We start from the raw sequence: 22,455 nt of genomic DNA, 5'->3' as shown, positions 1-22,455 counted from the left end.
TTTTAGTTTGAGAAAACAAAGATAAATCATTCGGCCAAAACTAAAAACTTTGGCACGTTTTTTATTGCTAGATAGTCGATTATTAAATTTAGATAAAAAAAGAAAAAATGACAGGGTATTATGTAATTATTGGGATTTCAATGTTGGTAAGTTGGTTGGTTTCATCCAGATTAAAAGCAAAATTCGAACATTATTCGCAAGTACATTTGCGCAACGGGATGTCCGGAAAAGAAGTCGCCGAAAAAATGTTGAGAGATAACGGCATCAATGATGTTAAAGTAATTTCAGTTCCGGGACAATTGACGGATCATTATAATCCGGCAAACAAAACAGTAAATTTATCAGAAGGGGTTTATATGCAGAGAAATGCAGCAGCAGCGGCAGTTGCGGCACACGAATGCGGTCACGCTGTTCAGCATGCTGTGGGATATTCTATGTTGCAGTTACGGTCAAAATTGGTTCCGATGGTCAACATCAGTTCTAATTTAATGCAGTTTGTATTAATCGGTGGGATCGTCTTGATGGGCGCCACCAGAACCATCCAAAATCCAAATGGGAATACCACCGTTCTTGCTATTGGGGTAGCCATGTTTGCAGTAACCACTCTTTTTGCCTTTGTGACTTTGCCTGTGGAATACGATGCAAGTAACCGGGCGATGAAATGGTTGAAAGATACCGGAACGGTGACTTCAGAAGAATATGTAGGGGTAAAAGATTCCCTGACCTGGGCGGCTAGAACATATGTGGTTGCAGCATTGGGTTCATTGGCACAACTCTTATACTGGGCATCACTACTAATGGGAAGGAGGGATTAAAAGAGCCAGGTAAAAAAGGCTAAGTAAAAAGAACCAATTACCAGAGGAATGATTTTATGGATGATAGGGATTTACGCTATGGAATTTAATTTAGGAAGAGTTTATTCCTAAGAATCCACAAATTCAAACGAAATATTTTGCATCTCAGACAACTGCTCTGAGATGTTTTCTTTTTCAGAAGTTTTGAGTTGGGCGGAAATAGTGCATTTTTCTTCTGTTTTAAAATCAATTATTTTTGCACCGAATTTATTTAATAAAGTGAAAATCACATTTTGCTGGTCGAATTCAAACTGAATTTCTATTTCAGACTGTAATTCTTTGGTAATCAGTTCGCAGGATTCCAACGTGAATTTAGCCGATTCTTTATACGTTTTAACCAAACCCGAAACGCCTAATTTTGTTCCGCCATAATATCTTACCACGATCAGCAGGACCTGGGTAATATTATGCGCCAGCAACTGATTGTAAATCGGTAATCCTGCGCTGCCGGAAGGTTCGCCGTCATCGTTTGCACGGTAATTTTCACCATTTATTCCCAAACGGAAAGCGTAGCAGTGATGGGTTGCCTTTGGATGTGCTTCCTTAACTCTCGCCAAAGCCTCTTTTACTTCCTTTTCATTTTCTACGGGAAAAGCAAAACCAATGAATTTGCTTCCTTTTTCTTTAATAAGGATGTTTTCGACCGGCGATTTTATGGTGTCAAATGAAAATTCCATGGTTAAGAATTTTTATAGAATTCAATTCTATTGTCCCGAAATTGTTTTGTTTCCAACTTTTCAAAATCAAATTCCGGTGCTTTTGTTCCATGAAGTAAATGCAGATTTTCATTTTTAATGATAATGGCTTCATCCCAAAGATTTTGGCCGATAAACTGTTGCAAAGTAAAACTCCCGCCCTCAATGATAACCGATTGAATTTGCTGTTCAAATAATTTTTCCATTAACGTTTCTAAGAAATTTTGTTTTTCAATTTTAATAAAAGTAATATTTCTTTCAACTGAATTTTTCACAGCATTGAAAACCAGTGTTTCCGCTTCGTCATTGTATAAATTAAAATGGGTAGGAACTTTTAAATCAAAATCGATTAATATTCTCACCGGATTTCTTCCCACAATTTCTCTGGTTGTCAAACTTGGATTGTCTGTCAAAGCCGTATTTGTTCCCACTAAAATCGCATGTTCCTGACTCCTCAACTGATGAACAAATTGCCTGGTCAAAGCATTACCGATTTGAGTCGGTCTAAAATCCTGATCTAAAAATCCATCGCCAGATTCGGCCCATTTCAAAATAAGATAAGGTCTCCGTTTTTGATGGAAAGTAAAAAACCGTCTGTTCAGTTCCTGACATTCTTTTTCCAGGATTCCGGAAATAACTTCAATTCCTGCGTCTTCTATAATCTGTTTTCCTTTTCCATTCACTTTATCATGAGCATCCAAAGTTCCGATGACCACCTTTTTGAAAGCGATTTCTACAATTTTGTTGGCACATGGAGGTGTTTTTCCAAAATGTGCGCAGGGTTCCAGCGAAACATAGATCGTAGATTCCTTTAATAATGCTGTGTTTTTGACAGAATTAATTGCATTGATTTCAGCGTGAGCACAACCTGCCTTTTCATGAAATCCCTCGCCGATAATTTCGTTATTATATACAATTACGCAACCCACCAAAGGATTTGGATAGGTTTGTCCTAAAGCTTTTTGGGCGAGATTGATGCAGCGCCGCATGTAAATTTCGTGGTTCATCTGAATTAAAAAACACCCAACGGTTGCCGGGTGTTTTATTGATTATCATTAAAGATTAATTTTTAGCAACAACTTTTATTTCCGGAATCTTGAACTCAATCATCGTGGCAATGAGATGGTCCCTTTGTCTCGCCAGAGATTTCGCGGCAGATTTTAGGTCGCCGTACATTCTTTTTGCATGAGATAAAATAAGGAAGCTTTTTGAGGTTCCGTTGTCATACTTTTTAAAACGGTAGACATTATACTCGATAAAAGAACTGCCTTTTTCCGGACTTTCAGAAATGAAATAATCGACGATATATTCCTTACCATCGGGACTTTCAACTATATTCACTTTTGCAAATTTATCTGATTTTGCTCTTTGCTGGATTCCCTCAACTTTTTGACGGACCGCTAAGTCCATTTCTATTTCTTTGGTGAAATAGGAAAAATCGAGGAGTTGAGTGAAGTCTTCAATTCGCTCATCACTGGGTAAATACTGCTGTCGATAAAGGGTTTTCGACATTGGTTTGCTCCAGGATAAAAAATATTCTGTCCCATCATATTCGATCGGACCTGGGATCGATAATAAATCCGGTACGCTGTCCTGTGCTTTAGCAAAAGATAAAGTGCTGAGGAAAAGGAGGAAGAATATTTTTTTTAACATGACTTTTTTATTGATTTTCGCCGATCAGAATACTGTGCAAGCTTTGTTTCATGCTCTCGAGCTGTTCTTTTTTGTCGTCAATTTTCTGGTAAGTTTCTTTTAGTAAAGGGTTTTCTCTGGATGAATTACTGAAGAATCCAACATTGTTTTCCATTTTCACGATTTCCGCTTCTAAATCAGCAATTTGATTTTTGATTTTTCTGGCTTTATCGGTCACTTGGTTTTCAGAAAGTCCTTCTTCTTTCAAATCATACTCGTGAATTTTGTTCAGTTTCAGTTTGTCGCGAAGCACTTTGTTGAACTCGGTATTGATGGTGATTTTCTCTCTTGGAACTTTTCCGATATTATTCCATTTTGATTTAATCTGCTCTATTTTTTCTACGCTTCCTTCTTCGTTGCCGATTTCTTTTAATTCATCCAAAAGCAGTTTTTTACTTTTGAAGTTTTCTTTCCAGTTATCGTTGGCTGTATTGTTTTTTTCTCTGAAATTATTAAAGAAAGTATTGCATGCTTCCCGGAAATCGTCCCAAACTTTGTTGGTCATGCTTCGTGGTACGTGGCCGATTTTTTTCCAGTCTTCCTGTAATTTTTTAAATAAAGGAACAACGACTTCCCATTCTTCAGACAGCATATTGTCTTTTGCGGTGGCAATTAATTTCAGTTTTTCGTCAAGGTTTGTTTGCTGAGAATTTTTTAAACCTTTGTAAAATTCATTTTTCTTAACATTAAAGTTTCTTAAATGTTCTTTAAAGTCGTTCCAGTTTTGATTCGAAACTTTTCTTGGGACATTTCCTAATCTTAAGAATTCGGTGCGCAAAGCTTCCACTTTTTTAATGGAGTTTTGCCAATAATTATGATTGATTTCTTTTGTGGCTTCCGCCATTTTTTTAATCTCTCCGATAATTTCATTCTTGCGAACCAGGTTATCGTTTTGTTCTTTTTCGATTTGCTCGGTCAGTTCAGATTTCCTGTCATGGATTTTGTTCGAGATTTCTTTGAATTCGTCCCATGTTTTTTCTCTGAATTCTTCGGCAACAGGTTCTGCTTCTTCTTTCCAGAGTTTATGAAGATACTGCAACTCATTCAGCGCTTTTTGCACAGAAGGTTCCTGCTGTAATTCTTTGGCTCTTTCAATGATGTGCTGTCTTTTTTCTAAATTGTGTGCAAATTCCTGCTCCATATATTCTTTGTTCATATCAAGCATTTGATAGAACTGATTCAGATGATGGAAGTAATTGTTATTCAGTAATTTGAATTCGGATTTTGCCACCTGACCGGCATTTTTCCATTCTTCTTTTATTTCGCGGATGGCTTTGAAAAGATTGGTTCCTGCTTCGGTATTGGTATAGAGGTTTTTCAGATTTTCGATAATCCCCTGACGGTGCTCTAAGTTTATATGGTGACTTTCTTCTTGTTTTTTGTGGTATTCAGCGTTTTTTTCCCGATAGATATTCAGCAAGCCCGAAAGTTTGGCTTGGGATGGATGTTGATGACTGAAAAGTTCTATAGGATTTCCTGCGGCAACGAATTCACTTTTTAAATCTTCGGTTTGATTGTGGATCAAATGATTCGCCAGTTCTTTCAGTTGATTGAATTTTCTAAAATGCGCACCGGCATCTTCTTTGTTAATGAGGGCTTCCATTAAGGACAGAATTTCAGATAAAGATAAGTAGGATAAATCTTCCGCTTGCTCTTCATGATGTTCTTCCTCTTCGTTTTCCTCCGGTTTTTCAGTGGCAAATGATTTGGTCTCTGCTTCTTTAACGGCGTCTGGTTTTTCAGAAGATTCTTTTTCCTCGATGGTTGGCTGAATTTCTGCAGGAGCTTCCTGTACTTTTTGGGTTTCTTCCTGTTCTTCTACAACTGCATCTACAGGATTGTCTGAAGGGGTTTCAGTAACTGTTGCTGCTGGGTTTTCAGCTGTTTGTTCGTTTGAAACCTCTTTGTTAATTGGTTCTTTCTCGTGGTTTTCAGAAAGTGAATCTTCTGTAATCATAGCAGTCTTTTTATTAAGTTTTTTTGGTCAGTTTATTTTCAACGATAAACAGTGCACTAAATTAACTTATTTTTTTTGAACATTCCAAATTTCCCATGCTTTTTCTGCTTGTTGTTCAAGCATATAAAACCCATTCACTGTTTTTGCGCCATTTTCAGCGGATTTTTTTATAAAAGTGGTATATTCCGGATTGTAAATCAGGTCGATAATTAAATGACCGGAAGTTAAGCCGGCAAAAGGGAATTCAAGACAATCTTTCACATTGGGGAAAGTTCCAACCGGGGTACATTGAATGATTAACGGATTTTCCCTAACGATTTCTTCACTAAGATTCTCGAAATTTAAATCTCCTTTTCTGGTCACCGTTTGATAAGGGATTCCATGCTTTTCCAAAATATATTGTATAGCTTTCGCAGCACCGCCATTGCCTAGAATTAATGATGAACGGTGATGGTCTTTTTTGTGAAGTAAAAGTGTCTTCTCGAAACCAAAAGCGTCGGTATTAAATCCTTTTTTAATATTGTCTTTTATAAGAACCGTATTTACGGCACCGATTTTTTCAGCTTCATCACTTAATTCATCCAGATAAGGAATTATTTTTTCTTTAAAAGGAATGGTCACATTGAGACCGTATAGATGTGCATCATTGAAAACTTGGTCAACGTCGCCAATGTCATTTAAATCGAAAATGTCGTACGTATGATTGGTAAGAAATAGTTTTTTGAATTTATTTTCAAAATAATTTTTAGAAAAAGAGTAGGAAATATTTTTTCCGATGAGTCCCAATTTTTTTTGTTCCATTCTTCAAAATTAAAAAAAGACCAGCTAAAAACGGATCTTTTTAGAGGATTTCTTTTTTTATCAGTCACTTCTGGTAATTAAATATTTTTCAAAATAAAATCCACGCGTTCTTCCGGCGGTAAAACCGGTACATGAACCAGTGGAAAGTGTAAACTTTCGTACACGCTGATGATAAGGTGATGGATCCGCAACTGTTCCGATTCATCTTCAAGCCGCGCATAATCATTGGTTAAAGGGAGCCGGTCTAAAATGAAAATTTTGTGATATGCATATTTATGGCATTCCTCAATGAGAATGTCATCATACTTCAAACCTAAAAATTGATAGTACGCCATCGCATCGGGTAAAGCCCGGTCCAGAAAGACCTGTTCATGAGGGTCCAGGCTTGATTCTTTTGCAATCTGCATTTTCAGGACGTTTAACTGAAATTCTTTTTTATTCTTCCTTATTTCCTCCACGGTCCGTCCCTTTATTTCCTGCATATCAATATAATGACGGGCAAACTCAATGGTCGTTCTGTAGCCCCTTTTTGCAAGGAGATCCACCACTGTTGTTTTGCCGGTGCACGGTCCGCCGGTAATGACATTCCAGTTCGTCTGGATTTTTCTATTTTCCATTTATAGGAATTAAATTTTTAACTTTATGGAATGACAGTGATTTCAGCATGATCATTCAAAGCTGGGATTTCGGCATCCCAATCATAGACTTTTTTAATTTGCTGCTGCAGCCCTTCCGCTCCCTCTTTTTCTGCATGAACGATGAAAATCTTTTCGGGTTTGGTGGTGAGTTTGTTCATCCAGCCAATTAAACCATTTTGGTCGGCGTGACCGGAGAGTCCTTCGATATTCTCGATCGCTGCCCTTACGGTAAAATATTTCCCATAAAGTTTCACTTCTTTTGCGCCTTCGAGTAAAGCCCGGCCTCTTGTTCCTTCTGCCTGAAAGCCCGCCAGCATAATGGTAGCGCTTGCATCCCCCAGATATTTTGCAAAATAGGTGAGGACCCTTCCGCCTGCTGCCATGCCGCTTCCGGCGATAATGATTTTCGGACGGGAATCTTTTGCCAAAGCAAGGGTTTCATTAATGGTACCGATAAATGAGATCTCATCACACATCCCGTAATATTCTTCTGGAGAAAGCTTGTGCCAATCTCTGTTCTGATGGAAAACTTCCAGCACATTCCGGCTCATCGGACTGTCCATGTAAATCGGGATTTTTGCCATTTTTCCGCTTTTCTTCAGCTGCCAGAAAAGGTACATGAGGAGTTGGGTGCGCTCCACTGAAAAACTTGGGATGATGATGGTTCCGTTTCTCTCAGTACAGCGGTTGATGATTTTCTGTAAAGCATCAATAACAGGAATCTCAGGATGAAGGCGGTCACCGTAAGTGGCTTCAATGAAAAGCACGTCGGCTTTTTCCGGCTTTTCCGGCGGAAACAGTAAAGGATCGATTTCCCTTCCAATATCACCCGAGAATACTAAAGTTTTGTCCCCGATTTCCATCTCGATAAACGTCGCACCAATGATATGACCGTTGTACCTGAAGCGGTAGCGGATATTTTCGTTAATGCTTTGCCAGTCATTTAAAGGTTTTGATTTGAATAAAGGCAAAGTTTTTTCTACATCATCAAGGTTATATAAAGGCAGGGCAGGATGGTGCTTGGAATATCTGAATTTGTTTGCTCTCACCGTATCTTCTTCTTGAATTTTGGCGCTGTCTTTTAAAATGATTTCGGTGATTTGTAGCGTTGGTGAAGTACCAATAATATCACCGGAAAATCCTGCTTTTACCAATCGGGGCAAATAGCCGGTATGATCTAAGTGCCCGTGGGTAAGCAGAACCAGATCGATTTGATCAGCTGGAAACGCCAGCGGTTCCCAGTTCAGCAACCGCAGTTCTTTAAGTCCCTGAAACAGTCCGCAGTCAATAAGGATATTTTTTCCGTATGCGGAAATTAAGTGTTTGGAACCGGTGACAGTACCTGCTGCTCCCAGAAATTTGATTTTGATTGCGCTCATGATTTTACGTTTTAATGGAGTTGACTGTCATGGGAAATGGTTCACACAATGCGGTGCATTCGGCCTGCACTTTTTGAAGACGTGGAGGTCTCACTCCAATATGTTCAAGAAGTTCGCGGTTGTTCACGATGCTTTTGCACAGCACGATTTTATCGTCCAGCAACTGTTGTTTTTCTTTTTGGGTGAGTGAGGTTAATGAGGTAACAGGGTGAAGCCCGGAACGGTCTATCCAGTCTTTCAGCGCGTTATTTTTTGGGTAATCCCAGCCGACCAGCTGCATTCCCATACATTTTGCGTACTGTGCGGCATCTTCCGAAAAGCGCGTATTGGTGATGACCCATCCCTGATCAAATTTTTCAGGCTGACCCGTTGCAATATTCTTTGAAGTGGCCACATCGCGAAATCTTGAATGGATATACAGTGGTATTTTGATGTCGCATACATAACCGGGTCGGTTATGAAATTTACATTCAATCATGATGTGATGGTCTTCTTTTTCGGCAGTGATATCCACTTCATGGGTAACGCAATGTCCCTGAAGAAAAACTCCAACCTGGGTTTTGTATTCCTGCACCTGTAAAAGTTCAGCGACATACCGTTCGAATGGAAATCCGGAAGGACCCAATTCCAGCAGTCCCTGTTTTAGTTTATACCTCGCGGCGACCGGACGGGAAACATTTTTTAGTAAACGGAAGGCAACTTTATGGATTTTGCCCGTCGACATGCCTTCAACCAGCAGCGAGATTACTTCATTAATCACTTCCTCCGCCTCAAAATCACTGGCGCCGGCTCTTAACAGGGATTTTTTTAGTTTCCCGACATTGAATGGCACTTTCTGTCCTGAAGATTTGGTGATGAGGATGCGTTCAGCTTTATTCTTCATGATGGTAACTTTTCCCGAAATAATTGTTAAATGGTGAGTTTACGCTGCATAAACTAAGCAGGTGTTGGATTTCAAACTGTTCAATATCAAATGAATAGTGTTTTCGTGATACTAATTTACGAAAAAATCGGTACATCGGAATCACTAAGGGATTACAAAAATGGCCGGAAAAAACATTCCGGCCATTGCAACTTTTTTAAAGTGATTCTCTGAAAAAAATCCTGAATTTATTTCAGATAGTTTTCTACCAACGCTACCCAATATCTCGCTCCGACAGGTAATAATTCCTGGTTGAAGACATATTGAGGGTGGTGAACCATAAAAGTATCGCCGTTTCCTACCATACAGTAATTTCCTTTCTCTTTCTCGAGCATAAAGGCAAAGTCTTCACTTCCCATATACGGCTTAGCATTGGTAAACACACGATCTGAACCAAAAGTTTCCTTCGCTACATTCGCTGCCCAATGCGTTTCTTCCTCAGAATTGACGAGCACTGTTCCAGGAATTCCTTCCCGGATCTCCACTTTGCAGTTAAAAGAGTCGGCCTGTGCTTTGGTGATTTTTCTCACTTTATCCAGAACCATTTTTCTGTCGTCAGGATCCATATTTCGGATGCTTAAACGCAGGATTGCATTTTGTGGGACTGCATTTCCTGCAAGTCCAGACTGAAACGACCCGACATTCACCACAGAATTGTGCCACGGCGAAAGATTTCTTGACACGATAGTTTGTAATGCCATGACCAAAGCAGAGCCGCAAACGATTGGGTCAATGCCCAATTCCGGCATAGAACCGTGACTTCCTTTTCCCGTAATCTCAATTTCCCAGTTGTCCACTGCCGCCATAAATTTCCCGGTGTTAAAGTAAAATTTACCCAATTCCAATCCGGGCATATTATGCATTCCGTAAACAGAATCCACAGGGAATTTTTCAAAAAGACCGTCTGCAATCATTGCAGGAGCACCTTCCATGGTTTCTTCGCCAGGCTGGAAGAAGAGCCGCACGGTTCCGTTGAAATTTTTGGTTTCTGACAAATATTTTGCAGCACCCAAAAGCATCGTTGTATGACCGTCGTGCCCGCAAAGGTGGGCTTTTCCGGGAATGGTACTTTTATAAGGCAACGAATTGTCTTCCTGAATCGGCAGTGCGTCGAAGTCTGCGCGTAAACCGATTGATTTGTTGCCGTCGCCCACTTTCATGGTGGCTACGATACCGGTTTTACCCACTCCTTCTACAATTTCCCAACCGCCGATTTCGCGGAGTCGGTCTGCAATAAATTTGGAGGTATTCGTTTCTGTCATCGCCAGTTCAGGCGTTTCATGCATGTGGTTCATCCAGGAAGTCAAGGTTTCCTGTCCTGATTTAATTTTTTCTAAAACTTCTGTGCTCATTTTAATAGATTTTTAAATATTAATTATTCTACCTAACAACATTTTTATTTTAATAGTGGCTCTTTGCTGTGTTTTGGAACGGTAAGTACAATAGAAATGATGGCCAAAACAACCATAATTAAATTCACTCCCAATGCAATCATTGCTCCCTGTCTTATAGCGAGATTATCCTGTCTTCCCACAAAAGTGAGCAGTCCGTCCATCCATTTAATAGAATCGTTGCTTCCGCTTAAAGCCGTGAAAATTGCAGCGGAAATCGCTACTCCCAATGCAACTCCTAATGAAGATGCCATTTTATAGATTCCGGAGCCTGCCCCGGCTTGATCTTCGGGAAGATTGGATAAAGCTGCATCCGTAGAAGGCGTTGCATAAAAGGCCAATCCTAATCCAAAGAGCGTGTAAGATACCACTGCCAAAATTTTATAAGTTTCTGTCATCAACTGTGTTTGCATCAGTAAAATAATGGAAACACCCACGATTAGACAACCCCAAATCATGGGTTTTCTGGCTCCAAACCTTTGAAGAAGTTTTTCACCCACCCTGATAAACGCGACAATTGCGATGGCGTAACCTAATGTTAGCAACCCAGATTCCTGTGAAGTTAATCCGGCGCCTAACTGAACTAATGAAAGTGAAACAATCAGGATGCCGGCAGTGGCATTCAAAAGAAAATTGGAGATGGTTGCACCGGTGTAAGTAGAATTTTTGAAAAGTTTGAAATCCACAAATGCACTGATGTTTTTAGATTCAAGTTTATAGAAAATGAAACCAAAAACAGCGAACGCTGCAAATAAACCCAATGAAATTCCACTGGTCCATCCAAAAGAACTTCCTTTACTCAGGAAGATCTGCAATCCGATGATGGAAAGCATAAAAGTAATCACACCGGCAAGGTCAAATTTATAATCCCCTTTGGTCTCGCCTTTACTTTCGGGTGTTCCTTTTACCATCAGGAAACCGATAATAGAGATCACCACGGTAGCCCAGAAAATGTATCTCCAACCCAGATTGGATGCTACCAAACCGCCGAAAAGTGCACAGAAACCGGAGCCTCCCCAGGAACCGATAGACCATAAACTTACTGCCCGCTGTCTTGCGGCACCGTCCCAATATGCTTTTACCAAAGCTAAACTTGCAGGCATCAGCGCGGCGCCTGAAAGTCCCTGAAAGATTCTGCCTGTCATTAAAACAGGAGTTGCCAGCGCTCCGCTCGGTGTTAAAGCCACCATCGCGGAACCGATAATACTGAAAATGAAACCGATCTGTATCATTTTCACACGGCCGATTCTGTCGGCCAAACCTCCTAAAACGACAATGAAGATACCGGAAAATAAGGAGGTGATTGATACCGCGATATTCATCATGTTTTGCTCCATTCCAAGGTCTTTCGCCATTCCTACGTTAATGTTAAGGGTAGTTTGTGCGAATAACCAGAAGGCCAAAACCCCTAAGATAATTCCATAAAGCAAACGGTCGTTACCTTTGTAAGCTTGCTGTACTGTTGAATTTTGCATACTATTGTTTTTAAATTATTATTTATTGATTATTTTTCCTCCGTCTTTCGGAATTTTAAAACCGGCTACAACTGCTGAAAGAAGTGCAAACAGCAGAACCGAAGTCAGTGCCAGAATGGCCGCCAGCCGGAAGTTGATATTGTCCTGTCTTCCTGAAAATATATTGGGGAACCATTCCAGTGCATCAGTAGATTTCGAAACGGCAGTGAAAATTCCTGCTGAAATTGCAATGCCGAACCCTGCACCGAGCGATGAAGCCATTTTGAAAATTCCGGCTCCTGCTCCGGACTGTTCGGCGGGCAGATTCGAAAGCGCCGCTGTAGTCGCCGGAGTGGCAAAAAACGCCAATCCTGTTCCGAATAAGGTGAAGGCAACAAGGGCCAGGATTCTGTACGTTCCTACCATCACGTGGGTCTGCATCAAAAGAATGGTTGCCAAAGCCACAATGAGCGAACCCCAAACCATCGGTTTTCTTGCTCCGATTTTACGCATTAAACGTTCGCCGGTTCTGATAAAAAGGATGACCGAAACGGCATATCCTAATGTCAGCAAACCTGCTTTCTGTGCGCTGTAATTGGCAGCAGTCTGCATTAAAGTTAAAGCCACAATGACGATTCCCGCCGCAGCATTCATCAAAAAATTACAGATGATGGCTCCGGAAAACACTTTATTTTTAAATAAACTCAAATCGAAAAAGTGGTTTGAAGACCGCTTTTCATAATAGTAGAAAATGATGAAAGTGATCATCGCCCCTAAAATCAGAAGTATTGAAGTGACACTTAACCAACCGAAAGTGGCGCCTTTGGTAATGAAAAGTTCAAGACAAATCATTGAAACCAGAAAAATAAGGATTCCGGCCCAGTCGGGTCTGTATTTTCCGGAAGATTCTTTTTTGCTTTCCGGAAGGTTTTTTAGCAGATATAAGGCAATCACGGCCACGATGACAGAGAATACAAAAATCCATCTCCAGCCCAAATTCGTAGCAACAATTCCTGCAAAAAGCGCAGAAAGTCCGGAACCACCGAATGTTCCCATACTCCAGAAGCTGATGGCGCGCTGCTGTGCAGAGCCTTCCCAAAGAATCTTCAGCAAACCTAAACTCGTCGGCATGATGCAGGCCGCAGAAAGCCCCTGTAAGGCACGGCCGGTTAATAAAAGCGGTTCAGCAAATTTTCCGGAAGGAATCAGCGCAATGAACAGTGAACCGACCACACTTAAATAAAGTCCTAATCTGAGGATTTTTGCACGTCCAATACTATCTGCCAGACCTCCCAAAACCACAATAAATATACCCGCAAACAAGGCAGCGAGCGATACCGCGATGTTGATCGTGTTGGCAGCTACGCCCAACTCTTTGCTCATGATAGGACCAATATTCATCATCGAATTGGCAAAAAGCCAAAACGTGAGAACAGCAAGAATAAATCCTGTAAGAATTCTGTCGTTGCCTTGGTTGATCAGCGTGTTTTTCATACCCGGAGCTGTTTATTTTAACGTTAAATTCACGGTGCAGCCACCCACAATGTGTGACATATTTGAAATAGGGTTGTGGGCGAGTTTCACAAAAACCGGGAACGGCACATTTTTATGAATAACGAAATTATATTGAATCTTCGCTTCAAGATTGTTGATGCCGGCTTTTTGGGCGTAAAGCCCTTTCCATGGCGTAGCGCCAACATATCCGTCGACCTGCCATCTGTTGATTTTAAATCCTGAAGAAACCTCCGCATACGTAGAAAAATTTCTTTTGCCGTCTGCATTGGCATCTTTACCCAGAACGATGCTTGTCCATTTGAGCTGTAAAGGAAATTTCTTAAAACGGTAAATCATGTAATAATCCACAAAATGTTTGGAAGTGGCTATATTATAATCAAAGGGTTTCGAATTCCAGAAATTGGTTCCGGGAGAATAAATGTCCTGTACCGCTACCGAAAATTCCGGTGTTACGCTGTAAATAACGAAAGGCAGCACGGTTTTGTAAATATTGTCGAAAGAAGCGCCGGCGGAAACCCCGAAAGTCCATCTGTTTTTTACGAAAGTCAGCTGAGGTTCAAAAGAAGGTGCATCACCGAAGAGTTTTCCGCGCCCAATTCCACGCCAATAGTGCTGCGTAACGTAGGTTGCGCTTAAACTTATTTTCATGGGATTGCCCACGGTTTCAGTTGTTCTTATCGTATCGGATTCTGTCTGCTGAGCAAAACAGAAACCACTGACGAAGACCGCCAATATCAAAAGGAGTAACTTTTTCATTTGAATAAATTATTAATGAAAGCTCACTCTGCCCTGATCCGTCTGAAATTTTCCTGAAAGAAAATTCTATATGAAATTACGGATTTTTTGGCAGCATGTGAGTTTTATGGTATTAAATATTTCTTAAAACAGATTTGCACTGATCTGAAAACGTGCGATTTTTTGCGAAGGATTCCAGAAAACTACGCCGGTTACCGGAAACTGCCAGTTCGAAACCTTTACCTTTCTTACTGCCATGACGCCAACATTTACCACATCGAAATTTCCTTTGCCGTCACCATATTCCATGGTGTTCCCTTTAAAAGACATTCCAACACCGACAAAAGGCCCGAAGCGCATTTTCGGAGTGTTAATTAAACGGTAAAGCCCTTCAATGTAAGTGGAATACAACCGTGTTTTATTGCCGAATTCATCAGTTTGAAAGTCGTTTCCGTACAACGCAATATCTGTTTGTAAACGGAGCGGAAACTGATCGCCGAAGTAATAAATCATTTCAAGGTCGATATAATGTTTGGTAGAAGAGTTTCCATAATCGAAAATATTCGGATTTACCTGGTTTTTCATCGGGAACTGATCCCAGATTCCCACAGAAAACCTGGCATTGGGCTGATAAACCACGAAGTAATCAATTTCTTTATAGTGAACTCCCGAGGTTTCGTCGGCAATTGCACTTGCGCCCCAAATTCCGGCCTGCCATTTTTTGTTTTTGTCGAGATTAACTTTTAAAGTTCCGGTAATTGTCGGGCGGTCAGAGGATGCATTTCCACGCCAGCGGTGCATACTTTCTATTCTTGAGTGGAATTCCACCGTAGTTTGGCTGGCGATGACTGAATCTTTGTCGAGTTTGGTGTTCACGGATTCCTGTGCAGTCACATTTATACTTAAAAACAGAATTGAAAAAAGGATTAAGATGTTTAACTTCATTGCTGAAAAGGTCTTTTTTAAAACTACCACAAAGGTAAAATGAAATTCAGTTTTGGTAATAATAATATCTTATGAGATTTCTCATAAGTTGCTGAGTATGAGAAATCTCATGGTTTAAAATAAAAAAATAGTGCTATGAAATCAATCTGTTTTAGGAGGGGGAGAAACCGAGAAAACGCCTGTTATAAAAAGAATAAATGGCTGCTATTTTTTGGGTCTGCATTCTTGCAAATAAAAAGGCCGGAAGAAAAATCTTCCGACCATAATGGGGTTAAAAACCGGTCTTTATTTAAAACAGGAGTTCTGAAATTATTCAATAATAAATTTCGCAGTGCTGTTTCCTGCTTTCAAAATGTAAATACCTTTTGGCAAGTTTTTCAAAGTAATTTTACCTGAGTTTTTGAAAGGTTGAGAAATCGTTTGCACTAATTTTCCACTGTAATCAAAAATCTGAGCGGTTGGAATATTTGTTAAATCTTTACCACTGATATTCAATTCTCCATTTTTTACGGGATTTGGATAAATTGTAAAATTAGATTTAAAAACTGTATTCTCATTGGTAGCTAAGTCTGAATAGCAAGTCCATTTCATATCATCAATTGCAATTCTGTTGGAATTTGAATTTACTAAACTGATTTCGATATTCCCGGAAATGTTAATTCCTGTAATGGTAGTTGTCGTTTTTGTAGCGCTGTATGGAATGGTTTTTCCAGTGTCAACATCGAATTTCATTTTTAAAAATACAAAAAAATGATGGGACATCGGTTTTTAATGCTGTTTTAACTGGTTTTAAAATGCCTTTTGTTCACCTTCGAGAAAAGCCATGCAATCATGAGTCCAAAGATTCCGGCAGTGGCGCTGACGATGAAATAGTTTAGGGTGTTAATTCGAACCGGAAAAGCCAAATCGGTATTCGCGCCTGCTTTAAAGAAACCGGTATTGATCTGTATATAACAGATCGCAGTTCCCAAAATCAATCCGCAAATAATCCCGAAAAAGACAATTAAAAGTCCAGTATAGAAATAGATGTTTCGCAGCGATTTGAAATTCATTCCCAAAGAAATAAGCGATTTCGCCTGTTCTTTTTTATCTAATTGTAAAATAATAATCGCTCCTGCCAAATTGAAAGTGGTAATGAAAATAACCAGAGCGAAAATCAAATAGATAAAGAGTTTTTCAGTGTTGATCATCTTCCAGAAAGCCGCATTTTCTTCTTTCTTGGTTTTCAGGTCATAGTCCGTTCCGAGTAATTTCGAAAGCTGTTCTTTAACCTCATCTGCTTTATCAGCGTCCTTTAGTTTAATAACGATCTGATAGGCGGAGTTTTTCGGCAAGTTCAAAAGTTCCCTCGCAAGTTCAATCGGTGAAATAATGGTATTGTCAAGCTGATCATTTCCGGGAAAAATACCCGAAACTATAATTTCTCTTTTGGTGAAAATATCTTCTTCTTTACTGATCATTCCCGTCCCCGGCTTGGGCATCAGAATCGTGGCATAATCGGCAGCTTCACCAACGGGAATCGTCAGGCGGTTGTTGAGTTTGTTTTCCATCAACACCTCGTTTGAATATTTAAAACTCGGATAGTTACCGTAGAAAATATTTTGATTAATGGGGTTTACAAAAATATAGGCCGAATCCACCCCACGCAAATTGGCGATATCCCCATTTTCGCGAAAACGGATATAAGCCTTCTCTTCAATCACTTTTGAGAAATGGGCAATGCTTTTATTTTGTCCGATGATTTTCGTTGCATTGTCGATATTGGGCAGCACTTTTCCTGTATTGCTTTTAATGGTAATATCGGCGTGCACATTCGCAATTAAATCCTGGTTGAGTTCCTCTAAACCCGAGAAAACGGAGATGATGATAAACATCGCGGCCACTGCAACCATCATCGCCACTGCAGCCAGCCACGTAATAAAAGTGACGGCCGTACTTCCTTTTTTTGCCAGAAGATAGCGGGTAGCGATATAAAATGAAGTGTTTTTCAAAAGAAAATAACGATTTATAACAGATTAAAGGATTGGATTATCACCTTCGCCTCTCAATTCTTTTTCAATTTTTTCTACGTCATCTAAAGTGGTGTCCAGGTAGAAATTCAGTTCCGGAATAATCCGGACCTGTTTGCCCATTTGCTTCCCGAGGAAGTTTCGGTAAGTTGCTTTGTTGACCAAAATTTCCTTCATAATATCTTTACGGAACTCTGGCGGAAAAATGCTCAGGTAAACTTTTGCAATACTCAAATCGGCCGTTACTTTTACATCAGAAACGGAGATTAAAAATGACTGTTTGCTTTCTGAGGCTTGTTTACGGAAATTTTCCGCTAAATCTTCCTGTATAATTTGGGCGACTTTTCTTTGTCTGTTGCTTTCGTTCATGGCGCAAATTTACTACTTTTGTTTGAATTATTTTCCCGTCCCCGGGCGAGATTTTTTTAACCATAATAAAGGCAACGAAAATAAAGGCCAGATCCCGTTCGGTTTGTTTTAAATCTGGCAAAAACAGCTTTAAAAATACACTTCGTTCTCTGACAAACTGCATTAAAAATAAAAGTCCGTTATAAAATAAGAATAGAACGCTTTAATTAAATCATTTATTTATTCCAATTTAATTTTTTTGATCTCATCCATCATCCAACACCCAACACCCATCATCCAACATTTATGAAAATAGAACATCTCGGTATTGCCGTAAAATCCTTAGGAACATCGAACGAATTATTTGCTAAATTATTAGGCAAAGAAAACTATAAACAGGAAGCCGTGGAAAGGGAAGGCGTTACCACTTCTTTCTACGAAGTGGGTGAAAGCAAAATCGAACTTCTGGAAGCGACCAATGCCGATAGTGCCATTGCCAAGTTCCTCGATAAACGCGGCGAAGGAATTCACCATATTGCTTTTGGCGTAGAAAATATTTATACGGAAATCGCACGCTTAAAAACGGCAGGATTCATCTTCATTTCCGAAGAACCGAAAGACGGTGCCGACAATAAACTCATCGTTTTCCTTCATCCGAAATCCACCAATGGTATTTTAATAGAATTGTGTCAGGAGAAGCCTTAAAGAGCAAGTAAAAAGTAAAAAGAGCCAAATAGAGTGAATGGGGAATTTTTTAAACCGATTTCATTAAAGCTTATCAAAAGATTGCAAAAGTCTGCGCCTGTGCTAAGTGTAAAGCCTTTGCGTCTTAAATAGTGAGAAAAACTGCGTGTTTGTAAATGAAATCTTTGTCTTGTTCACGACGGGATTAAAAATTTCCATGATGAGTACTGCCAGATATAAAAAAATCTTCAAACTGCATTTATCAAAACTTTATCAGGAAAAACCTCAAATAAATTTTGATTTTTTAAAAAAAACGCTATTTTTGCAGTCCCAATTGAGACTTCTATTTCTTTGAAATAAAGTTAGGCCCTATAACTCAGCTGGTTAGAGTAGCTGACTCATAATCAGCAAGTCCCTGGTTCGAGCCCAGGTGGGGCCACAACATTGGAAATAAAGCACTTACAGCGATGTAGGTGCTTTTTTATTATGTCCGGTTTTCAGTGCTGGGAGTTGGCATTCGAGCTCATGGGTATCCAATTCCTTGAATTTGGGATAAAAGCGGGTGATTTTTTCCCACGGGCAGAGCGCATTAAAGTCGAAACCGGTCAGCGATTCCGGCAGCCCGGGGTTCAGGGCTGTATTTACAGGATTTTGTTGTGCCTGTACCATGAGGGCTTTGTTCATTCTTGCGCGGTGTCGGGCGGCATAGCGGCTGTCGGTCATCAGTATGAACTGATGCATGAGTGCCTTGCGGAGCAGTTTGTCCTGTGCACTTGCAATACCGAATGCCTAGGCAGCTGCTGTTGTTTTTGGGTTCTGTTTAAGGCGCGAAGGCTTGGAGCGTACGTAATTTTGGGATTCGCTGTTCACGAAAACCAGGTTTCCGAAAGCTTCGCTCAGAATACCGTTTTTTGAAATTCTTGCCATAATCTTGGTTATTAGCTTAAGATATAGATAGGGATTCTTCACCTTACAGTGTGCCTAAATCTTAAAATAGTATACTGTAGGTTAACGGCTTGACTATAAAATTACTGGTGTGGCTATGGAGTTGCTATGGACTCGCTATGGAGTAGCGCACTTGGAGAGTGGAACGTGGCCGTCCGGAAATAATGATACAGATCATACATTGTTTTATCACTGTACAAATATAAATAATAATCTTGAAAGAACTGCACAACGGCATATTTTGCAGCTGAAATTTCGGTTATCGTTCTTCTGTCATTTCCTTCGTTTCCCTTAGCTGGTGCGAGCGTGGGTAAAGTTTGGTTCTGGTGAAAACAAAGTTCTGTACAGGAAATTTTATTATCTTTAGGTATGAAAGGAACGGGGGAGTATTTATTCTGCAAAAAGTCTTCAGGGCGTACTAAAGCAGGCCATACAAAAAGCCAACATCAAAAAGTCCGTGACCTTGCATGCAGCACAGTTATGATACTCATTTACTGGAGAGTGGAACCGATTTGCGGTATATCCAGAAGCTATTAGGACATAGCAGCAGCAGAACTACAGAAACCGAGCATGCTCGGTTCATGAAAACCTTTAAAAAAAAATAGAATTTTGAATAAATCTATACGCATGGCAGCACCAAAAATCTGCAGCAGATAAAAAGTCCGTTTGATGATTTATAAAATATTTTTCCTATTTTAGCGATGCAGTAATGTATCACTATAATCATACTAATACACCCAAATCGGGGTGGCTTTATATGATTTTGTCATACATATAAATGAGTTGTGCATAATCATAATGGAATATCGCATCAAAAAATAAATTTAAAATGAAATGTTTTGTTATAATGCCGTTTTCAGAAACTAGTCATTCAGTTGATGGAAAGACACAAGTCATTAAATCAGATGAATGGACTTATATATTTACTGAGTGGATTAAAAAAGCCGTTGAAAGTTATAAAGACGAAAAAATTGTATGTGAACGTTCAAAAACTATTCAAGGAAACTTTATTAAAGGAATAATAAATGACATTTATAATTCTGAAATTGCAATTGTCGATTTAACTGGACAAAAACCTAATGTTTATTATGAATTAGGCATTCGCCATTCTTTGAGATTAGGAACAATTATTATTACACAAGATTTCAATGCACTGCCTTCTGACTTAAGATCATACTACTGTTTCTCATATAGCTATTCAGATAAAAGCCATGATTATGACAAGTTTTTTGCTGAGTTCGAAAAAAATCTTCACAAACAAATTGATTCACTATTAGCAAATATAAATCAATCAGATAATCCCGTATCAGATTTTTTAAATTTAAAGCATTACAATCAGGTAAAGGAGAAAGAAAAGCAATCCAAAATACTTTTAAAAATTATTAACCAATTACATTTCCATTTGGTTTACGTGATAGGAAAGTTTAAGGCAGAATTAACAGATAAGGAAGAGTGCATTCAAAAACCTAAATTGTTTTTTACTTTCTTAGATTTTGGCTACATGGATAACACTATTTCTCAAATTTTTAATTTAGAGTTTGATAGCTTTGATTCTCAAGATATTGAAAACCTTCAATCATATTACCTTAATTTCCGAAAAGAATTATATCATATTCACCAATATTGGGAAGGAACAAGAGTCAATATGGGTTCCAGCAACATTGAAAAGTTAATGGAACGTTTGGAAAATTTCCTTAAAACAAGTCAGCAAAAATTAGATGATTTGGAGAGTTTGAAAAAAAAGATAATAACAGAATCATAAAAATGACTATACACAATAACTAAGCTTCGTTTTGTCTGAAAGACAAGAAATGAAAGCCCGTTGAATCCTTCGACTTCGCTCTGGACAGGCTCCCTCTGGTAGCTTTTCAGCAGCATGTTGGTAACCTTATGGAGTTATCGTTTTTAGAATTTAGATATACAAAGCAGTTTTTTAGAAGGACTGCTTTTTTTTTGTGGCGTTTGGTAAAGTCCGCTTGCTTTGCCCAGGAGGGAAGTGTTTCTGTCAAAACGTTGCAGGAGTTCGGCAGAACCGTTGACTTCGTTGCAGGCACGATTCAGAAATTTATAAAGGTCACACTGCTAAAATGAGATGAAATGGTGAAGGTTTAAAAATTGCCATCTGCCATTACATTAGTTTTGGTCGAAGGGCACTTTAATTTTTAAGTTTTTGAAGACCTTTGAGATTAAGTATTGTAATCACCCCTGCATTTTTATTAATGAGTTTTTCTGTTTTGAAATCGCTGAGAATCCTGCTTACCGTTTCATTGGCCATTCCTGCCATCGCAGCAAGATTTTCTCTGGAAATTTCGAAACAGTTGGTGGGAGAATGATTTGCATGCAGTTTGATCAGTACTTCAGCCATTCTTTTTCGGACCGAATAATAGGCGAGCTGTAATAATTGTTCTTCGTGATCAATAACATTCTGTGCTAAGATTGTGATGAATTTTTCGGCAATGTCAGGGTATTTATGCAGCAGTTGCTCTATAACTTCTTTTGGTACAGAGCATAGTGTAGTATCTTCCAATACCTCCGCTGTTTCCTTATATTCTTTTCCAGAAAACAAGGATACAATTCCAAAATAGTCTTCGGGATGATAAGTTCCTGTCATGAGTTCTTTACCGTCCTCCGTCATTTTTGTCGTTTTCACTGCCCCTGAAAGGACTAAATAGGCGGTATTTGCAGCATCGCCTTCGTAATAAATGATCTGCTTTTTTTTAAAGAATTTAATTTTTCTTTCGTCAAATGATTTTTTTAGTTCATCCAGACCGTGTGAATCCCGAAATAGATTGGTCATCCTGGTGAGGGTAGAGGTGTATATGCTTTTCTGAAGTTCTTTCTTTTTCAGTCTGCTTTCGACTGCACTCAGGAGTTCGGTATCATCGAAAGGTTTTGTGAGATAGTCATCTGCTCCCATTTCGATTCCTTTTCTGATTTCTGTTCTATCGGTTTTCGCCGTCATAAAAACAAAGGGAATCAATGCGGTATCTTCCCGGTTGCTCAGCAGATGGAGGACGCCATATCCATCCATTTCGGGCATTATAATATCGCACAGGATAACATCCGGCATATGTTCAATCGCCATTTCTACTCCTTTTCTGCCATTAGCCGCCTGAAATACTTCGTAGCTTGCCAGTGTAAGAAGGTCGGAGGTATTCTCACGGATGTCTTCATTGTCTTCAATGACCAGAACGCGTTTTTTTTCCATTGGTTTAAAAAAAACAGTATTAATGTTCATTATATTTTATGAAATGATCGTGTAAATTTGCTGCGATACAACAGTTTTTCACTTTTCATCATTTATAAGTAACTGAATGTTATAAAGTTAAAACTTTATCTTTAAATTAAACGATTAACATGGAAAGATGTAAATTTTTTTATATTGTTAGGCTCTGTTTTGCTTTCTTGATCGGCAAAAATCAGCATCCAGGAAATGTATTTAAAAATTCCTCATTTTATTTATACTAAAAAAACACCATCCCATCTTCGGG

23 protein-coding genes and 1 tRNA gene are annotated in these 22,455 nt (G+C 39.2%); 5 read left to right on the top strand and 19 right to left on the bottom strand.

Going from position 1 to position 22,455, the window contains the following annotated elements; genetic code table 11:
* Positions 1-107 precede the first annotated feature (107 nt).
* Positions 108-815 (top strand): zinc metallopeptidase, encoded by a 708-nt coding sequence (locus QGN23_RS05955; RefSeq protein ID WP_282906081.1) that lies wholly within the window; start codon positions 108-110, stop codon positions 813-815.
* Positions 816-922: 107 nt separating this feature from the next.
* On the opposite strand, the gene QGN23_RS05950 is transcribed toward QGN23_RS05955, so the two are convergent.
* The 16 genes from QGN23_RS05950 to rbfA form a co-directional block, all read right to left on the bottom strand.
* Entirely contained in the window at positions 923-1,531 is a 609-nt protein-coding gene (locus QGN23_RS05950) for an IMPACT family protein (RefSeq protein WP_282906080.1), read from the bottom strand.
* Between the two features lie 2 nt (positions 1,532-1,533).
* The gene (gene ribD / locus QGN23_RS05945; RefSeq protein WP_282906079.1) at positions 1,534-2,556 is read right to left on the bottom strand and encodes a bifunctional diaminohydroxyphosphoribosylaminopyrimidine deaminase/5-amino-6-(5-phosphoribosylamino)uracil reductase RibD; all 1,023 of its coding nucleotides are present in this window, start codon (positions 2,554-2,556) and stop codon (positions 1,534-1,536) included.
* 55 nt (positions 2,557-2,611) lie between these two features.
* Positions 2,612-3,202, bottom strand: coding sequence for a hypothetical protein (locus QGN23_RS05940; RefSeq protein WP_282906078.1), 591 nt, complete (start codon positions 3,200-3,202; stop codon positions 2,612-2,614).
* Positions 3,203-3,209: 7 nt separating this feature from the next.
* The gene (locus QGN23_RS05935; protein WP_282906077.1) at positions 3,210-5,198 is read right to left on the bottom strand and encodes a DUF349 domain-containing protein; all 1,989 of its coding nucleotides are present in this window, start codon (positions 5,196-5,198) and stop codon (positions 3,210-3,212) included.
* A gap of 66 nt (positions 5,199-5,264) precedes the next feature.
* On the bottom strand, positions 5,265-5,999 hold the full coding sequence (locus QGN23_RS05930; protein WP_282906076.1) for a shikimate dehydrogenase family protein: 735 nt from the start codon (positions 5,997-5,999) through the stop codon (positions 5,265-5,267).
* A gap of 77 nt (positions 6,000-6,076) precedes the next feature.
* The gene (locus QGN23_RS05925) at positions 6,077-6,616 is read right to left on the bottom strand and encodes an ATP-binding protein (protein ID WP_282906075.1); all 540 of its coding nucleotides are present in this window, start codon (positions 6,614-6,616) and stop codon (positions 6,077-6,079) included.
* Between the two features lie 23 nt (positions 6,617-6,639).
* Positions 6,640-8,016 (bottom strand): MBL fold metallo-hydrolase RNA specificity domain-containing protein, encoded by a 1,377-nt coding sequence (locus QGN23_RS05920; RefSeq protein WP_282906074.1) that lies wholly within the window; start codon positions 8,014-8,016, stop codon positions 6,640-6,642.
* Positions 8,017-8,020: 4 nt separating this feature from the next.
* Positions 8,021-8,899, bottom strand: a complete 879-nt coding sequence (locus tag QGN23_RS05915; protein ID WP_282906073.1) for a restriction endonuclease — start codon at positions 8,897-8,899, stop codon at positions 8,021-8,023.
* Positions 8,900-9,126: 227 nt separating this feature from the next.
* On the bottom strand, positions 9,127-10,290 hold the full coding sequence (locus QGN23_RS05910) for a M20 aminoacylase family protein (protein WP_282906072.1): 1,164 nt from the start codon (positions 10,288-10,290) through the stop codon (positions 9,127-9,129).
* 44 nt (positions 10,291-10,334) lie between these two features.
* A complete protein-coding gene (locus tag QGN23_RS05905; RefSeq protein WP_282906071.1) occupies positions 10,335-11,804 on the bottom strand; it encodes an MFS transporter in 1,470 nt (489 codons plus the stop codon).
* A gap of 18 nt (positions 11,805-11,822) precedes the next feature.
* The gene (locus tag QGN23_RS05900) at positions 11,823-13,277 is read right to left on the bottom strand and encodes an MFS transporter (RefSeq protein WP_282906070.1); all 1,455 of its coding nucleotides are present in this window, start codon (positions 13,275-13,277) and stop codon (positions 11,823-11,825) included.
* A 12-nt stretch (positions 13,278-13,289) separates the two neighbouring features.
* A complete protein-coding gene (locus QGN23_RS05895; protein ID WP_282906069.1) occupies positions 13,290-14,054 on the bottom strand; it encodes a hypothetical protein in 765 nt (254 codons plus the stop codon).
* A 123-nt stretch (positions 14,055-14,177) separates the two neighbouring features.
* On the bottom strand, positions 14,178-14,978 hold the full coding sequence (locus QGN23_RS05890; protein ID WP_282906068.1) for a hypothetical protein: 801 nt from the start codon (positions 14,976-14,978) through the stop codon (positions 14,178-14,180).
* Positions 14,979-15,287: 309 nt separating this feature from the next.
* Entirely contained in the window at positions 15,288-15,710 is a 423-nt protein-coding gene (locus tag QGN23_RS05885; protein WP_282906067.1) for a T9SS type A sorting domain-containing protein, read from the bottom strand.
* Positions 15,711-15,757: 47 nt separating this feature from the next.
* Positions 15,758-16,969 (bottom strand): ABC transporter permease, encoded by a 1,212-nt coding sequence (locus tag QGN23_RS05880; RefSeq protein WP_282906066.1) that lies wholly within the window; start codon positions 16,967-16,969, stop codon positions 15,758-15,760.
* 24 nt (positions 16,970-16,993) lie between these two features.
* A complete protein-coding gene (rbfA, locus tag QGN23_RS05875) occupies positions 16,994-17,356 on the bottom strand; it encodes a 30S ribosome-binding factor RbfA (RefSeq protein WP_282906065.1) in 363 nt (120 codons plus the stop codon).
* A gap of 285 nt (positions 17,357-17,641) precedes the next feature.
* Here rbfA and mce point away from each other — a divergent pair, with 285 nt between their 5' ends.
* Together mce and QGN23_RS05865 are read left to right on the top strand one after the other, a co-directional pair.
* Complete coding sequence (gene mce / locus QGN23_RS05870; protein ID WP_282906064.1) at positions 17,642-18,040, top strand: methylmalonyl-CoA epimerase; 399 nt, start codon at positions 17,642-17,644, stop codon at positions 18,038-18,040.
* A gap of 344 nt (positions 18,041-18,384) precedes the next feature.
* A tRNA-Ile gene (locus QGN23_RS05865) sits at positions 18,385-18,458 on the top strand.
* 20 nt (positions 18,459-18,478) lie between these two features.
* Here QGN23_RS05865 and QGN23_RS05860 read toward each other — a convergent pair.
* Both QGN23_RS05860 and QGN23_RS05855 read right to left on the bottom strand, forming a co-directional pair.
* Positions 18,479-18,703, bottom strand: a complete 225-nt coding sequence (locus QGN23_RS05860) for a hypothetical protein (protein ID WP_282906063.1) — start codon at positions 18,701-18,703, stop codon at positions 18,479-18,481.
* Positions 18,704-18,808: 105 nt separating this feature from the next.
* On the bottom strand, positions 18,809-18,946 hold the full coding sequence (locus QGN23_RS05855) for a hypothetical protein (protein ID WP_282906062.1): 138 nt from the start codon (positions 18,944-18,946) through the stop codon (positions 18,809-18,811).
* 485 nt (positions 18,947-19,431) lie between these two features.
* On the opposite strand from QGN23_RS05855, the gene QGN23_RS05850 reads away from it, so the two are divergent.
* Both QGN23_RS05850 and QGN23_RS05845 read left to right on the top strand, forming a co-directional pair.
* Positions 19,432-19,569, top strand: coding sequence for a tyrosine-type recombinase/integrase (locus tag QGN23_RS05850; RefSeq protein WP_282906061.1), 138 nt, complete (start codon positions 19,432-19,434; stop codon positions 19,567-19,569).
* Positions 19,570-19,793: 224 nt separating this feature from the next.
* Positions 19,794-20,726 (top strand): hypothetical protein, encoded by a 933-nt coding sequence (locus QGN23_RS05845; RefSeq protein ID WP_282906060.1) that lies wholly within the window; start codon positions 19,794-19,796, stop codon positions 20,724-20,726.
* Between the two features lie 393 nt (positions 20,727-21,119).
* Here QGN23_RS05845 and QGN23_RS05840 read toward each other — a convergent pair whose 3' ends face one another.
* Entirely contained in the window at positions 21,120-22,202 is a 1,083-nt protein-coding gene (locus tag QGN23_RS05840; protein ID WP_282906059.1) for a response regulator, read from the bottom strand.
* Between the last annotated feature and the right edge of the window lie 253 nt (positions 22,203-22,455).

The sequence above is a fragment of the Chryseobacterium gotjawalense genome, assembly GCF_030012525.1.
Classification (GTDB): domain Bacteria; phylum Bacteroidota; class Bacteroidia; order Flavobacteriales; family Weeksellaceae; genus Kaistella; species Kaistella gotjawalense.
This window is presented reverse-complemented; position numbering and strand designations above follow the sequence as displayed.